Consider the following 16,089-nt stretch of genomic DNA (forward strand, 5'->3'; position numbering starts at 1 on the left):
CATGAAATGGTTCGACATCTGCTCCCTGGATGAGATCAACCCACTTGGCGCGCGCATCGTCGCCGGGCCGAAGGGTGACATCGCGGTCTTCCGCACTGCGGACGATCAGGTGTTCGCACTGGACGACCGCTGCCCGCACAAGGGCGGCCCGCTGTCCCAGGGCATCGTCTTCGGCAAGCAGGTCGCCTGCCCGCTGCACAACTGGCAGATCAATCTCGACAGCGGCGAAGCCGTGGCGCCGGATGTGGGTTGCGCGCATCGACACGAAGCGCGGATCGAGAACGGTCGCGTGCTGCTTTCGCTTAACAGCCAGACAGGTGGCTAAAGCGGAGCGCCGCCCGGCCCACCCTACCCGACCGCACGGCGGCACACATCGTAGGGTGGGCTTCAGCCCACCCTATGAACTGGCCCGAACACCGCAGGGTTTCCCCGAAGGACGCGAGCTCGGGCAACGATGCACCGCTGTACCAATAAATAACGGTGGGCTAAAGCCCACCCTACGAAGCCACACTTCCTAGGAACCGACGCCATGCGCCAGACAACCGCTTCGACCTGCTGCTACTGCGGCGTGGGCTGCGGCGTACTGATCGAGCACGACGGCGAGCGCATCCTCGATGTCGCCGGCGACCCGAATCATCCCGCCAACTTCGGCAAGCTGTGCAGCAAGGGTGCGACGCTGCACCTGACCGGCGACCTGGACGCCCGCGCGCACTATCCGGAACTGCGGCTGGCCAAGGGGCTGGCCCGCGCACGCACCGACTGGGACAGCGCCCTGGACCATGCCGCCAACGTATTCGCCGAAACCATCGCCGAGCATGGCACGGACAGCGTGGCCTTCTACATCTCCGGCCAGCTGCTGACCGAGGATTACTACGCCTTCAACAAGCTCGCCCGCGCCCTGGTTGGCACCAACAACATCGATTCGAACTCGCGGCTGTGCATGTCATCCGCCGTAGTCGGCTACAAGCGCAGCCTCGGCGCCGATGCCCCGCCGTGCAGCTACGAGGACATCGAACAGAGCGATTGCCTGCTGATCGTCGGCAGCAACATGGCCTACGCCCATCCGGTACTGTTCCGGCGTCTCGAAGAAGCCAAGGCCAAGCGCCCGGAGATGAAGGTCATCGTCGTCGACCCACGCCGCACCGACACCTGCGACCTGGCGGACATGCACCTGGCGATCCTGCCGGGGACTGACGTTGCGCTGTTCCACGGCATCCTTCACATCCTGCTCTGGGAAGGCTGGATTGACCGTGACTTCATCGACGCTCATACCGATGGCTTCGACGACCTCAAGCGCATGGTGCGCGACTACAGCCCGGCCATGGTGGCGGACCTCTGCGGCATTGGCGTCGATGAACTGCAGACCACCGCCCGCCTCATCGGCACGTCGAAGCGCTTCCTTTCGCTCTGGTGCATGGGCGTCAACCAGTCCACCGCTGGCAGCGCCAAAAACAGCGCGCTGATCAACCTGCACCTGGCCACCGGCCAGATTGGCAAGCCCGGCGCCGGCCCCTTTTCCCTGACCGGTCAACCCAACGCCATGGGCGGTCGCGAAACCGGCAGCCTGTCCAACCTGCTGCCCGGTCATCGAGAAGCGGGCAATGCGGTGCATCGCGCCGAAGTGGCTGACTATTGGAACGTGCCAGCATTGCCGGAGGCGCCAGGCCTGTCCGCCATCGAGTTGTTCGAGGCGGTGCGCAGCGGCAAGGTCAAGGCGCTGTGGATCGCCTGTACCAACCCAGCGCAATCCATGCCGGACCAGCAGAAAGTTCGCGAGGCCTTGGCCGCCTGCCCTTTCGTGGTGGTGCAGGAAGCCTTTTTCACCACCGAAACTTGTCGCTACGCCGATCTCCTTCTGCCCGCCGCCAGCTGGGGCGAGAAGGAAGGCACGGTGACCAACTCGGAGCGCCGAGTCAGCCACGTGCGCCCCGCCATCGCCGCGCCAGGCGAGGCGCGCGCCGATTGGTCGATCACCTGTGACTTCGCCCACCGCCTGGAAACGCTGATGCGTCCGGGCCAGGCCAGCCTGTTCGCGTTCGATACTCCGTCGGCGATATTCGAGGAATACAAGCTCCTCACTGCGGGCCGCGACCTGGATCTGTCCGGGCTCAGCCACGCATTGATCGACCGGCTCGGGCCGCAGCAATGGCCCTTCCCCGCCGGCAGCACAGAGGGCACCACGCGCCTTTATGGCGACGGGGTCTTCCCTACGGACAACGGCCGCGCACGCTTTCTCACCGAGCAGTACCAGGCGCCAAAGGAACGACGCGAGGCGCGCTTCCCGCTCACGCTGAACACCGGTCGCTTGCGCGACCATTGGCACGGCATGAGCCGCACTGGCACCGCGGCGCGCCTGTTCGGCCACGTCGAGGAAGCACTGCTGAGCATGAGCGCCGACGACATGCACCGTCGCCGTCTGCTCGACGGCCAGCTGGTCAAGGTCCGCAGCCGCCGCGGCGAGCTGCTGTTACCGGTACAGAAGGACGACAGCCTGCGACCCGGCCAGGCCTTTATGCCGATGCATTGGGGAGATCGTTTCCTCAAGGGAATGGGCGTGAATGTGCTGACGCTGCCCGACTTCGATCCCGCCTCCAAACAGCCGGAGCTCAAGCACGCCGGTATCGAGGTGGAAAAGGTCGAACTGCCCTGGCAATTCTTTGCCCTGGTAGAAGGCGGTGTGCAGAAACGCTTCGAGGCATTGCGCCCATTATTTGAAGGCTTCGCCTATGCCAGTTTCAGCCTGACCGGGCGAGACCGATCAGCGCTGGTCATCCGCGCCGCCTGTAACGAAGCCCCGGATGCGACGCAACTGGCGCAGATCGAACAGCTGCTGGGGTTGGATGAAGGCCCGGTGGTGGCTTACGACGACCCACGACGTGCTGTCGGCAAGCGGGTGCGTATCGAGGACGGTCGCATCGTCGCCCTCAGCCTGTCAGGCGAAACTGCCGCACGCGACTGGCTGAAACAGCTCTGGCACGACGGCACGGCCGATCAGGCACTGCGTCGCTGGCTGCTGGCGCCACTGAGCACACCGCCGAGCGGAGGAGTCCGCGCGGCCAAGACCCTGTGCAACTGCATGAACGTTGGCGAGGCCGCGATCTGTGCCGGCATAGATCGCGGCCTCGACCTCAGTGGTTTGAAGCGGGAGCTGGGTTGCGGCACCAGCTGCGGGTCCTGTGTACCGGAAATCAAGCGGTTGCTGGTGAAGCAGCCAGCGGTGGCCTGAACGGCTCCACCAATAGACAGCTGGCGATGCTTGGCGTGTCGCCGACACCATTACAGCAGCATGAGAGGTAGAGACATGAGCGCAAAAGTCTGGCTGGTTGGCGCAGGGCCCGGTGATCCGGAACTGCTGACGCTCAAGGCCGTACGCGCCATGGGCGAGGCCCAGGTGGTGCTGATCGATGATCTGGTCAACCCTGCAGTACTCGAGCATTGCCCGAACGCACGGGTAATCCCGGTTGGCAAGCGCGGCGGCTGCCGCTCGACGCCACAGGCATTCATCCATCGGCTGATGCTGCGCTACGCACGCCAGGGCAAATGCGTGGTGCGGCTCAAAGGGGGTGACCCCTGCATCTTCGGCCGTGGTGGCGAGGAAGCCGAATGGCTGGCGGAGCGCGGCGTCGAGGTCGAGCTGGTCAATGGCATCACCGCAGGCCTGGCCGGCGCCACCCAATGCGGTATCTCACTCACCCAACGCGGCGTAGCGCGCGGCGTCACCCTGGTCACCGCACATACCCTGGACGGCAGCAGCCCCGAGTGGCATGCCTTGGCCAAGACCGGCACCACGCTGGTCGTCTACATGGGCGTGAGCAGCTTGCAGCAGGTACAGGCCGGCCTCATGGAAGGCGGCCTGCCTGCCAGCACTCCGGTGGCGATGATTGAAAACGCCTCGCTGCCGCAACAGCGCGAATGCCGTTCGCAACTGGGGGCTATGTGCACGGATGCTGCCGCGTTCCGGTTGAAGAGCCCAGCCATCCTGGTCATCGGCGAAGTCGCCGCGCAAGCCGTTACGCAGGGGCTAAGCCAGATTGCGTGATAGGTAGCTGCTGATACGTTGGACCGGATGGTCGAAGCTGGAGCTGACACTCAGCACGTAGGGGTCCATATCACCGTACCGTCCTACCGGGGAACGGTGGGCTGAAGCGGAGCGCCGCCCGGCCCACCCTACTCTGAGGTTCGGGCAGCGAATGCCCAGCAGGGCGTGACCCTAAGGTAGGGTGGGCTTCAGCGCACCAGACAGCCCGCGATGGTCGAGCGACGTGATGGCAGACTCCGCGTCCCCAGCGCTGGATACTAAGAGCCCCGCTTTGCGGGGTTCTTAGTTTAGCGCCTGGCTATGTCACGCTTTCTGCCGCAGCTTCTCCGGCTTGATCAGGAAGCGCGCCAGTGCAGGCAGCAGCCAGATCGCGCCGACCATGTTCCAGAGGAACATGAAGGTCAGCATCAGGCCCATGTCCGCCTGGAACTTGATCGCCGAGAACACCCAGGTGAACACGCCGATCGCCAGGCAGATACCGGTGAAGATGACCGCCTTGCCCGTCGATTTCAGGGTTTCGTAATAGGCATCCTGCAGCGTCATGCCTTGCCGCAGGTAGGATTCCAAACGGCTGTAGATATAGATGCCGTAGTCCACACCAATACCCACCCCGAGTGCGATCACCGGCAACGTCGCGACTTTTACGCCAATCCCCATGAAGGCCATCAGCGCGTTGCCGAGAATGGAGGTCAGCACCAGCGGCAGAATGATACACAGAGTCGCCGCGACGGAGCGGAAGGTCAGCAGGCACATGAAACTCACCGCGGCGTAGACCGCAATCAGCATGGTGGTTTCAGAAGCGGCGATGACTTCGTTGGTCGCTGCTTCAATACCGGCGTTGCCCGCAGCCAGGACGAACTCCAAACCTTCGCGGTTGTTTTCCTCAGCGAATTCACGCGCCGCGGACACCACATGCTCAAGCGTCTCGGCTTTGTGGTCATTGAGGAACACCAGCACCGGCGCCAGAGAGCAATCGCTGTTGTACATGCCTTCGGCACGAGCAATGGAGCTGTTCAGTACGAACTGGTTACGCGACAGCGTTTCCCACTTCAGGCTGCCCTCGTTCATGCCCTTGATGCTCTGCCGTGCCACGGTGACCATCGACACCGCTGACTGGACACCCTCGGTGTTTTCCATTTTCCACATCAGCTCGTCCATGGCGGCGAGCGTGTCGTAGTGGGCACAGCCCTCTGGCGCCGTTTTCACCATCACCACCAACACATCCGAACTGGTCGAGTAGTTGCTGATGACGAAATCGTTGTCGAGGTTGTAGCGCGAATCCGGGTGCAGTTCCGGTGCGCCCTGGTCGAGATCGCCGATCTTCAGGTTCTGTCCGTACCAGAGTCCTCCACCCACGGCGAGCAGCGCGATGACAATGGATATCGGCGCGACGATCGGATTGGCAAAGTTGGACAGCAGGCGCCAGAACGGATGGTTACGCGCGGCCTCATCTCGAGCCTGCTTGACTGCGCGCTGGCTGATGCCCATGTAGGAAATCGCCACCGGCAACAGGATCAGGTTGGTCAGAATGATGACCGCCACACCCAGCGAAGCACCGATCGCCAGTTCGCGGATCACACCGATGTCGATCAGTAGCAGCGTCACGAAGCCAACGGCATCGGAGGCCAGCGCCACCATGCCGGGGATGAACAGTTGACGGAATGCCATCCGCGCGGCCGCAAGCGGATCGTCGGTTTCGCCGGAAGCCATGGCGATGCCGTTGATCTTCTGCACGCCGTGGGAAATACCGATGGCGAATACCAGGAACGGGACCAGCATCGAGTAAGGATCGAGCCCGAAGCCCAGCGTGTGCAGCAGACCGAGCTGCCAGGCAACGGCGATAAGCGTGGTCACGACGACCGCGATGGTGCTCTTGAAGCAGCGGGTGAACCACAGCAGCAGCGCCAGGGTGATGCCGATGGCGACAAAGAAGAACAGCGCAACGCCGACCAGACCATCAATCAGATCACCGACCTTCTTGGCGAAACCGATGATGTGAATCTCCACATTCGGATTCTGCGCCTCGTACTTGTCGCGAATCTTCTCTTCCAGCTCATGAGAGAACTTCTGGTAGTCGAGCTTGATCTGCTTGCTGCGATCTTCCGGATCCGAGTAGGACTCCATCAGCGGCACATCGATGATGCTGGACCTGAAGTCGTTGGCAACCAGACGCCCAACCTGACCGGATTTGAGGATGTTGCTGCGAAGGTCATCGAGGCTTTCCGGCGACCCGTCATAGGTCTGCGGGATGACCTCACCGCCGGCGAAGCCTTGCTCCGTCACCTCGGTCCAGCGAACGCTGGGACTCCAAAGCGACTTCATGTTGGAGCGATCAACACCCTGGATATAGAACACTTCGTCATGAATCTGACGCAGTGTTTCCATGTAGTCCTTAGCGAAGATGTCACCGTCCTTGGCTGCCACGGAGATCCGCACCGTGTTGCCCAGGTTGGCCAGATCATCGCGATGCTGGAGCATATTCTGAATGTAGGGATGTCCCAGCGGGATCATCTTTTCGAAGCTGGTCGAAGGACGAACCTGGGCAGCCTGGTAGAACAGGAACACGCTGATCAACAGGCAGACGAGGATCACTGCCGGTCGATTGTTGAATATCAGGCGCTCGAGAAAAGACGCCGGCTTCTGCTGATGCTTGGTCATGTTGGCTCCGGCTTATTGTTGTTGTACGGGCAGGTTGGCGCCGGTCGGCGAAACGATCCGGACGCCGCTCTGCCCGACGAGGACCAGATTGCCATCCGAGTTGCCGACGACGCCCGACAAGGAGCGTCGGTCAGGGCGGCTGAACAGCTTGAAGCTTTGTCCGTCGTCCTCGCTGCTGAGCACGGTGCCGCCATGGCCGACCACGACGATGCGTCCATCGGCCAACCGGTTGCCATCAGCCAGACCCGATTCCACGGCATCACCGTCATCCAGCAGCTCGATCGCCTGCCAGCTGTCGCCAAAATCGGTTGAGCGGAACAGATTGCCACGCAGGCCAAACGCGACGACGACGCCCGGCTCGCCGCCGCCAACAACGCCGAAGAACGAGCCCTGATAGGGCGACTCGACGCGCTCCCAGGTTTCGCCCATGTCAGCGGAGCGGAACATGCCACCCATCTCGCCGACGATGAACAGGCCGGACCCGGGAATCTCGGCAATGGCGTTGAGGTGGGAACCGTCCTCGTTATCGAGGCGATCAGCTACGTCTTCCCAGTTTTCCCCGCCATCGGTGGTTTCCAACAGGACGCCGTAAGCGCCGGTGGCAAAACCGTGCTGGGCATTTTCGAACCAGACGTCGAGCAGCGGCACTTCGCCTTCGCGGTTTTCGTACTGCTGCGTCCAGGTCTGGCCGCCGTCCGTCGTGCCCAGGATCAGCGCGTCATGCCCAACCGCCCAGCCATGTTTGTCATCAGCAAAATACACCGCCGTAAGCAGCTGCCGGGTGGGCACCTTGGCCTGGGTCCAGCTGGCGCCACCGTCGTCGGAATAAAGGATGTGGCCGCGATCACCGGCTGCAACCAGACGTTTGCCAGCATGGGCAATATCGAGAAGCAAGCTGGTTGCGGCTTTCTGCGATTCGATCGAATAGCGAACGCCTGGCTCGGCAGGGCTTTGGGCCTGAGCAGGCGCGGCTAGAAATAAAATGGAGAGAACACTGCAGAGCGAGAGCGTTCTTGCCAGCGGCGATTGACTACTAAACATCGGCGTGCGGGAAGTTTTTTTCGCGCGGCCAACCGGTGTGCGCCACATGACGGGCTCACTCATACATACCCCCTTTATTTTTATTAGGTAGGGCCTGCGTATGGAGACAGGCGAGGCCATGCTATAGGGCTTTCGAAAGCGGCGGCAATTGCCTGGACGTTATGTTTTGTTAAGCATGGCTCAATGATGTTGCGTGATAGGTGGGCCTTATGGCATGGCGCTTTGCGTCCTTCACGTCACGCATCGGAAGGGGGCGTCTGACCAGGCCTTCTCAGTCTTCTGAAAGCGAAAATCCCGCATCAAGTGCGGGATTTTCGTTTGTCACGATCTAGCGTCGCAGGCCTGATCAGGCAAGGCTTTTGCTGACCACCTCGTACACGTCGCTCGACAACTCACCGGACGCCAGAATCCGCTCCAGCTCGGTCTTCATCAGTCCCTGACGACTTACGTCGTATTTGCGCCAGCGGGTCAAGGGCGCCAACAAGCGCGATGCAATTTGTGGGTTGAGCTTGTTGAGCACAATGACCTGGTCGGCCAGGAAGCGATAACCAGCGCCATCAGCACGGTGGAAGTTCACCAGGTTCTGGTTGGCGAAGGCGCCGATCAAGGCGCGAACCTTGTTCGGATTCTTCAGCGTGAACGCCGGGTGCTGCATCAGATGCTGAATGCGCTCCAGACCACCCGGCTGGGTGTTACCAGCCTGCACGCTGAACCACTGATCCATGACCAGCGGGTTGTCCTTGAAGTGCTCGGCAAACGAGGCCAGTGCCTTGTCACGCTCGGCTTCGAAGCCAGAGTTAACCAGCACTGCTAACGCCGTGAGCCGCTCGGTCATGTTGTCCGCGTCCTCGAACTGCTCGACGCAGGCGGCGACCACTTCGGGCTTTCCGTTGAGCATCAGGTACGACAAAGCGATGTTCTGCAGGGCACGACGAGCGAAGTGGCCCGCTTCGGCAACATAGGGCGTCTGCCGCGAAACCTCGCGATTGGCCTGGTAACGCTTCCAGAACAGCTCGAACAATGCGGTGGCGATGCTTTGACGAGCGAAGTCACGCGCGGCGTGAATGGCATCGACATCGGCGATCTCGCTGATCTCGGTCAGGTAGGCCTCGCTCGGCAGCGACAGCATTTCCGCGACCATCGCCTGATCGAGGCTTTCGTCCTCGAGCTGGCTGCGCAGTGCAGCGACCAGACGCTGATCCAGCTGCAGCGCTTCGCCGCGCTGATGCTGCCCGATCATCTCTTGCAGCACCTGGACCGACAGCTGCTGCCCCGCCTCCCAGCGGTTGAACCCGTCGGAATCGTGCTGCATCAGGAACATGAGCTGATCGCGGCTGTAGGGGAAGTCCAGCTTCACCGGAGCGGAGAAACCACGCAGCAGCGAAGGCAATGGTTGCTCTGGCACGTCGACAAAGGTGAAGGTCTGCTCGGGCTGGTCGACGGCCAGCACGCGGGTGGTACCGACCGGTGCGTCTTCACCTTGCAGGCGTAGTGCAATCTCGTTGCCCTGCCCATCCAGCAGGCCCAGCGAAACTGGGATGACGAACGCCAGCTTCTCGCTTTGCCCCGGCGTTGGCGGGCAGCTTTGGCGGAATGTCAGGCTGTAGGTTTTTGCGGCGGCGTCGTACTGCTCACTGACGGCCAGTCGCGGCGTGCCCGCCTGGCTGTACCAGCGTTTGAACTGCGTCAGGTCGGCACCATTTGCGTCTTCCATCGCCTTGACGAAATCATCGACGGTCACCGCCTGGCCATCGTGCCGCTCGAAGTAGAGATCGCTGCCTTTGCGGAAGCCCTCCTCACCCAGCAGCGTCTGGATCATGCGCACCACTTCAGCGCCCTTCTCGTAAACGGTCAGGGTGTAGAAGTTGGAGATCTCGATGAAGGATTCCGGGCGCACCGAGTGGGCCATCGGGCCGGCATCCTCGGCGAACTGGTGAGTACGCAGGTAGGACACATCCTCGACGCGCTTGACGGTCGGCGAGTTCATGTCAGCGGAGAATTGCGAATCGCGGAAGACGGTGAAGCCCTCTTTGAGCGACAGCTGGAACCAGTCGCGGCAGGTCACGCGGTTGCCCGACCAGTTGTGGAAGTATTCGTGGGCGACGATTGCCTCGACCCGCTGGTGCGCAGCATCGGTGGCCGTTTCGGCGCGCGCCAGCACAGCGCTGGAGTTGAAGATGTTGAGCCCCTTGTTTTCCATGGCGCCCATGTTGAAGTCGTTGACCGCGACGATCATGAAGATGTCCAGGTCGTACTCGCGACCGTAGGCCTCTTCGTCCCACGTCATCGATTTCTTCAGGCTGTCCATGGCGTGCTGGCATTTGTCGATGTTTTCCGGCTCGACATAGATGCGCAGCGCCACGTCGCGACCGCTCATGGTGGTGAAGCTGTCCTCGACGCACCAGAGATCACCGGCGACCAAGGCGAACAGGTACGCGGGTTTCTTGAAGGGATCTTCCCAAGTCGTCCAATGACGCCCATCGTCTTCTTCGCCGCTGGCGATCGGGTTGCCGTTGGAGAGAAGGATCGGATAGGCATGCTTCTCGGCGCTGACGGTGGTGGTGAACTTGCTCATCACGTCCGGGCGGTCGAGGTAATAGGTGATCTTGCGGAAGCCTTCGGCCTCGCACTGAGTGCAGAACATGCTGCCGGATTTGTACAAACCTTCCAGCGCGGTGTTGCTCTCCGGATGGATTACCACAGTGCTGTCGAGGGTGAAGCTGGCGGAATCGGGCTGCAGTGTCAGGCTTTCCTCGGCCACTTCGTAGTCGCCCAGGCCGAGCTGGCGGTCATTCAGCGCCAGGGAAATCAGCTCGAGATCCTGGCCGTGAAGCTGCAAAGGCGGCAGCCCGGCACCGGCCTCCGGATTGCGCCGCATGACCAGCTGGGCATGCACCAGGGTGCGGTCTTCGTACAGCTCGAAGGTCAGGTGGGTTTCATCGATCAAGTAGTCCGGAACTTGATAATCCTTTAGATGAATGACTTTCGGTTGTTCGGTGCGCATGGAAACCTCGTCGGCTGAGCTTCAAGCGGCAAGCTTCAAGCTGTAATGGGGCAATGGACTGCCCGCCCGGTGGCCGGGCGGAGGATGACTTCGAGCTTAGCGTCTGTCGCGGCTGACTAGTAGGGTGGAAAACGGCTTAGGCTTTTCGACGCGTTTGTTCCAGGCCGTGCATCCTTGAGCCTGGCGTTGGCAGCCAGCGCTTATCGGTGGACAAGGCCGCGCCGTTGTCCACCCTACCCCCGCTACCCGCCTCGCATTCAGGCTGTGCTGCTGGCTGCGATCTGATACGAGGTGAACTTGCGGATATTGATAACCCCCGTATCAAGGATCAAATATTGACCCTTGATACCGCGCAGGGTGCCTTCGACGACCGGCGTCTTTTCCAGATCCAGGCTGACGATCTTGGTCGGGTAGGCCTCGACCGGATAGCGGATCTCAAGCACCTCGGCATCGGCCACTGGCTGGATCGCTTGCAACCCGTAGCGCTGCTGTAGTTCTCGCAACCCCTCAGCGCAGGCATCGAAGATCTGTTCGCGGATCTCGATCAGGTCGATGGGTTCGGCATCACCCTTGAGCAGTGCGCGCCAGTTGGTGCGATCTGCCACTTGGCTGCGCAACAGGTCTTCGACCATTCCTGACTGCTGGCGAGTCGCAACGCGCATGATTGGCAGCGCCTGGCTGGCACCCTGATCGAGCCAGCGCGTGGGCAGTTGGGTGGCGCGGGTGATGCCGACCTTGATACCCGAGGAGTTGGCCAGATACACCACGTGGTCGGTCATGCAGAAATCCATGCCCCACTGCGGGTCACGGCAGGTGCCGAAGTCGTGGTGGCATTTTTCCGGGCTCATGATGCAGATATCGCACTGCGGCAGTTTCTTGAAGCAGGGGTAGCAATAGCCCTGGCTGAAACTCTTGTTGGTCTTGCGTCCACAATGGCTGCAGTGAATGGCACCCAGATATTCCAACCGTAGGGTCTTGCCGATCAGCGGATTGACCGGCACCAACTGGTCGTTCAGACGGAATGAATACTGTGCCTGCTCGCCCAGCTGAATCGACATCTTGCTCAGCGCGCCGCGTCCCAGCTCAAGCATCAGTGACGCGTTCCCGAAGCGGGTGAAAACAGGCTGGTGTCGATAGGCGCCTTGTTCTTGCTCTTGGAGGCGCACTCCTGGCCGCCCATATAGCCAGTGCGCTCTTCTTCCGGCAGGTTCTTCATCTCCCAGGCAATCATCGCACCGAGGCAGGTCTCTTTCTGCTCGGGCGTCAGCTTGCGCCCGTCGCTCCACTTGCCCAGCTCGACGGCGGTTTTGAGGTTTTCGTAGATTTCGGGGGTGATGTTTTCGATGGCTTCGATAAAGGACGACATGGCCGGCTCCCAGGGAATCAAGCGCGCATTCTACCGAGCAGCGCAGCTTTAGGGAAAAACCGATCAGCCTTTCAGTCGCCCATGCGCACCGCTCTGCGACGGGACAGCAGCCCGCCCAGAACGCCGGTCAAACAGCCGGCAACCAGACCGCCAACATGCGCTGCGTTGGCGATCGCCAATGCGCCGAAGCTCACCACTTCGATCACGCCCGTCAGGCAGACCACCAGCCAGACCAGCATCAGCACCACAACGCCGGGCGGCAGCCGATAGGCCTCATCGGGAGAGAGTTTTTGGAATAGCCAGCAATGCCCGAGCAGCCCGTACAGAACGCCGGATAATCCTCCGAAAATCCCGGGGCCACCGTAAGTGTATTGAGCCACATTGGAAACGACGCCGAACACCAGCGTCAGGCCAAGCAACATCAGCGCGCCTTGTCGATATTCGATGCGCCGCCCAAGCTCCCAGTACCACATCGAGTTCATGGCCAGGTGCAGGAAGCCGAAATGCACGAAGATTGGCGTGACCAGCCGCCACCACTCCCCAGCGGCGAGGGTTTGTTCGAGCGTCGCAAAGTAGGCGTACTCACCGTCGATGCGGAAGTCACCGAAGCTGAACCAGCGAATGGTCTCGAAGTTCTCGCCAAGCATGGTGATGGCGGCTGCGATCATCGTCAGCAGCAATACCGCTGCAGTCAGCGGACTGCGGCGAAGGCTGGCGACAAAACCGCCGCCGCGCCGTGGCGGTTGTTCGGCCACCACGGCGCCGTCGCCCCGGGGATAGCGCTGGTAGAGCTCGCGGACCTGCTCGGCCGTCTCTGCCGGGACCCGCAACACCTGCTCGCCAGACTCCTCGGAGACGCGGCAAGGCACCTGCAACCGCTGCAACAAGGCGATGAAACCGCTTAGGTCCTCTGACAATGGCAGGCGCAACGCCTCAATGATGGCCATCTATCGCTCCACGTCCACCCAGACGAACTTCGCCGGGTCGAGTCTGGTTTCCTCATCGAGCCGGTAGGCGACGAGCTTGCCGTATTTCACTGCGCTGTAATCGAGACAGGCCAGGTTGGGCCGGATCGGCGCGGGTGTTCCGCTACGCCAGTAGTGCCCGACGAACAATAGCGGGTCATCCGGGCCATAGAGAAACAGTTTGCTCTTCTGGCTATCACTGAGTGGCACCCGCGCGGCCTTTTCCGGTAGGCCGTCGGGTTGGAAGACGATGTCGCCGTAGGTCTGGGGATTTTCTTCCCAGAATTTCGTCCGGAAGAAGCTGCGGGTGAAGCCCTCCGCGCTGGTCAGCGTCAGCCCTTCGGGCAACGGCATGTCGGTGCCGCGCAGCAGGCGGTCCAGTGCTTTGGCAGCGAAGCCTTGGGCGAACGCCGCGTCCCGCAAGAATGCGGGATCAACGCATCCATTGACCAACCGCTCGCGCAGCTGACTGATCACCGCATTGTCCCAGCAGGCATGAACGACCCGAAAACGCTCGTTTTCAAGGTACAGCGGCAACGTCATGAACCATTCACGGAAGTCGGCCCATTCTTGCGGATAGTGCTCGAACTGCTGAAAGGTATGCTGCAATAGCATGGCGTACCGCGGCGTGTGATCGCGAACGAAGGCCTTGCCGCTCTCGGGGGGCGCCGGGGCGTACCAGCCCAGTGCGTTGAACTCGTGATTGCCCATGATGCAATGCGCCTGCCCCGCGTCGACCATTGCATGGACCAGGTGCAGCGCTTCGCGAATCCGAGGACCGCGATCAATGATGTCGCCAAGAAAGATCACTTGCCGACGAGGATGCCGCCACACGTCGCCGTGCCGGCTATAGCCCAGCTGTTCAAGCAGACGAGCCAATGTATGGGCGCAACCATGCACGTCCCCAATCAGGTCGTAGTTGCGCTCCGGGTCGACAAGCACTATTCCCCTCCACCGAGGCGACTACCCCAGCCAAGCTTGGTACGGCAGACCTCGTAATAGTTGTGGTCGAGCGGGTGGATCAGGTGAAGCTTCTGCGGTTTCTTGCGCACCGTGACGGTATCGCCTGGCGCGCAGGTGAAATGGTTCTGGCCATCGCAGGAGACCTGCGGGTAGATCTGCATGTTCGGCGAGACGACGATTTTCAGTTCGCTGTTGCCATCCACCACGATGGGCCGGCTCGACAAAGTGTGCGGATACATCGGAACAACCACGATCGCATCCAGTCGGGGGTGCATGATCGGCCCACCAGCGGAAAGTGCGTACGCAGTTGAGCCCGTGGGGGTGGCGATGATCAGCCCATCGGCCTTCTGACTGCAGACGAACTGACCATCGATATACAGCTCGAATTCGATCATCCGGGTCGACTTGCCGGGATGCAGCACCACGTCGTTGAGCGCGTCGCCTTCGCCAATGGACTCCTCGAAGCGCCGCACCTGGGCCTCGAGCAGGAAGCGATTCTCCAGCGTGTATTGCCCGCTCAACACCTCGGCGACCTTCTCTTCCAGCTCATCCGGGCGAATGTCGGTCAGGAACCCGAGGCTGCCCCGGTTGATCCCCAACACCGGCACCCGATGCTTGGCCAGCGCCCGCGCCGCGCCTAGCAGGCTGCCGTCACCGCCCACTACGATCACCAGATCGCAGGAGTCGCCGAGGCGCTGCCGCGAGGAGGTTTGCATGCCATGGCCAGGCAGCACCTCGGCGATGTTTTCTTCGAGAATCACGTGCAGGTGGCGCTCCACGAGGAATCTCTTCAACCGGCGGATGGTATCCAGCACCTGGGAGCTGCCCAGGCGACCGATGATGCCGATATTGCGGAACTGGTCCATTGAAGCTCCCTGTAGGCGAGACGGGTGAAAGCGGTTGCGGGACAGGAGAAACACCAATCGGCCGAAACGTATCTGGCATCAGTTTGGTGTCGCGCAGGCACGTTCGAGTTCAACAAACTGGTCGGCTCGGACTCCCCGTTGCAGTGCAGCCGGCGGATTATGGGCGAAAGCTGGAAGTGGCAGCAAACCAACCTCGGCTATGCTGCTTGCATGAACCTTCCCTATCTTGGCGATCTGCTCCCTAGCCTGATGCACCCGGCCGTGCGGGATCTCGCTTGGGCGCTGCTCTCACCACCGTTGCTGAGCGAGGCCCCGGCGCAACAACGACACCCTTTAACGGTCAGCCGCTGGGCTGAGCACCCTGAAGAACTGGCCGACTGGCTGCGCCTGCTCGACGCGCAGCCGGGGATCCTCGAGGCCTGGCTCGCGCAACGCAGCATCAGGCGGTTGGGGCTTTACTACGAGCGGCTCTGGCAATTCGCCCTGTGTCAGGCGCCCGATGTCGATCTGCTGGTGGCGAACCTGCCGATTCGCCATGGCGGCCATACCCTGGGCGAGATTGACCTGCTTCTGCGTGACCGGGAAGGTGTCCATCATCTGGAACTGGCCGTCAAGTTCTACCTCGGACGGGGCGACGACAGCGCGCGGCACGATCGCTGGCTGGGCCCCGGCAGCCACGACCGACTCGACATCAAGCTGAGGCGCCTCTGTGACCACCAGTTGAGGCTGCCCTCGGTGCCCGCCGCGCAACTATTGCTCAGCGAACTGACCAGCGCCCCGATCAACAGCGCGCTGTGGCTAGGCGGCTATCTGTTCCAGCCGCTAGCAAGCGCCTGCTCCCCGCCTGCCGGCGCCAGCCCCCATCACCTAGGCGGGCGCTGGCTGCGTCACCACGATTGGCCGGCATTCGCTGGAAGCGACCACGAAACAGTCTGGCAACCCTTGCCCCGCCATGCCTGGTTGGCTCCCGCTCGCGTGCCGTGGAGCGCCGTCTGGCAGCGTCCCGATTTCGATCGGTGGGTCATCGACGTCAAGGGCCAACGTCAGGCGAAAATGCTGGTACGCCTGGAGGAGCACGCAGATGGACACTGGCTCGAACAGGAGCGTCTGTTCCTGGTCCCAAGCACCTGGCCGGTCCGCTGAACTGCTCGTGACGTGAAAACGTCATCTGCATCCGGCAGACTTGT

At 61.8% G+C, this 16,089-nt stretch carries 12 protein-coding genes; 4 read left to right on the plus strand and 8 right to left on the minus strand.

The features are described 5' to 3' along the window. The first annotated feature begins 1 nt into the window (after position 1). The 3 genes from nirD to cobA all read left to right on the plus strand — a co-directional run bounded on the left by nirD (position 2) and on the right by cobA (position 4,039). Positions 2-325, plus strand: a complete 324-nt coding sequence (nirD, locus tag C1896_13910; protein AZZ45895.1) for a nitrite reductase (NAD(P)H) small subunit — start codon at positions 2-4, stop codon at positions 323-325. Between the two features lie 204 nt (positions 326-529). After that, positions 530-3,226, plus strand: coding sequence for a nitrate reductase (locus C1896_13915; protein ID AZZ45896.1), 2,697 nt, complete (start codon positions 530-532; stop codon positions 3,224-3,226). Positions 3,227-3,301: 75 nt separating this feature from the next. After that, positions 3,302-4,039: a uroporphyrinogen-III C-methyltransferase gene (cobA, locus tag C1896_13920; protein ID AZZ45897.1), complete on the plus strand. Its 738-nt coding sequence runs from the start codon at positions 3,302-3,304 to the stop codon at positions 4,037-4,039. Between the two features lie 303 nt (positions 4,040-4,342). Here the strand turns inward: cobA and C1896_13925 are convergent, their stop codons facing one another. The 8 genes from C1896_13925 to C1896_13960 all read right to left on the minus strand — a co-directional run bounded on the left by C1896_13925 (position 4,343) and on the right by C1896_13960 (position 14,902). Next, the gene (locus C1896_13925) at positions 4,343-6,697 is read right to left on the minus strand and encodes an RND transporter (protein AZZ45898.1); all 2,355 of its coding nucleotides are present in this window, start codon (positions 6,695-6,697) and stop codon (positions 4,343-4,345) included. A 12-nt stretch (positions 6,698-6,709) separates the two neighbouring features. Next, positions 6,710-7,801, minus strand: coding sequence for a hypothetical protein (locus C1896_13930; protein AZZ45899.1), 1,092 nt, complete (start codon positions 7,799-7,801; stop codon positions 6,710-6,712). Positions 7,802-8,084: 283 nt separating this feature from the next. Further along, positions 8,085-10,742, minus strand: a complete 2,658-nt coding sequence (pepN, locus tag C1896_13935; GenBank protein ID AZZ45900.1) for an aminopeptidase N — start codon at positions 10,740-10,742, stop codon at positions 8,085-8,087. A gap of 257 nt (positions 10,743-10,999) precedes the next feature. Next, positions 11,000-11,833, minus strand: a complete 834-nt coding sequence (locus tag C1896_13940) for a DUF2797 domain-containing protein (GenBank protein ID AZZ45901.1) — start codon at positions 11,831-11,833, stop codon at positions 11,000-11,002. Further along, positions 11,833-12,108 carry a DUF1315 domain-containing protein gene (locus C1896_13945; protein ID AZZ45902.1) on the minus strand — a complete coding sequence of 92 codons (276 nt, stop codon included), beginning with the start codon at positions 12,106-12,108 and terminating at the stop codon, positions 11,833-11,835. The genes C1896_13940 and C1896_13945 overlap by 1 nt, the downstream gene beginning before the upstream one ends. A gap of 71 nt (positions 12,109-12,179) precedes the next feature. Then, positions 12,180-13,055 (minus strand): rhomboid family intramembrane serine protease, encoded by an 876-nt coding sequence (locus C1896_13950; GenBank protein ID AZZ45903.1) that lies wholly within the window; start codon positions 13,053-13,055, stop codon positions 12,180-12,182. Next, on the minus strand, positions 13,056-14,015 hold the full coding sequence (locus tag C1896_13955) for a serine/threonine protein phosphatase (GenBank protein ID AZZ45904.1): 960 nt from the start codon (positions 14,013-14,015) through the stop codon (positions 13,056-13,058). Further along, on the minus strand, positions 14,015-14,902 hold the full coding sequence (locus C1896_13960; GenBank protein ID AZZ45905.1) for an NAD(+) kinase: 888 nt from the start codon (positions 14,900-14,902) through the stop codon (positions 14,015-14,017). The genes C1896_13955 and C1896_13960 overlap by 1 nt, the downstream gene beginning before the upstream one ends. A 210-nt stretch (positions 14,903-15,112) precedes the next feature. Between C1896_13960 and C1896_13965 the strand changes: the two genes are divergently transcribed. After that, positions 15,113-16,045 (plus strand): DUF1853 domain-containing protein, encoded by a 933-nt coding sequence (locus C1896_13965; protein AZZ47677.1) that lies wholly within the window; start codon positions 15,113-15,115, stop codon positions 16,043-16,045. Positions 16,046-16,089: the final 44 nt, after the last annotated feature.

It is taken from the genome of Pseudomonadaceae bacterium SI-3 (assembly GCA_004010935.1).
In the GTDB taxonomy this organism is placed as follows: Bacteria; Pseudomonadota; Gammaproteobacteria; order Pseudomonadales; family Pseudomonadaceae; genus Stutzerimonas.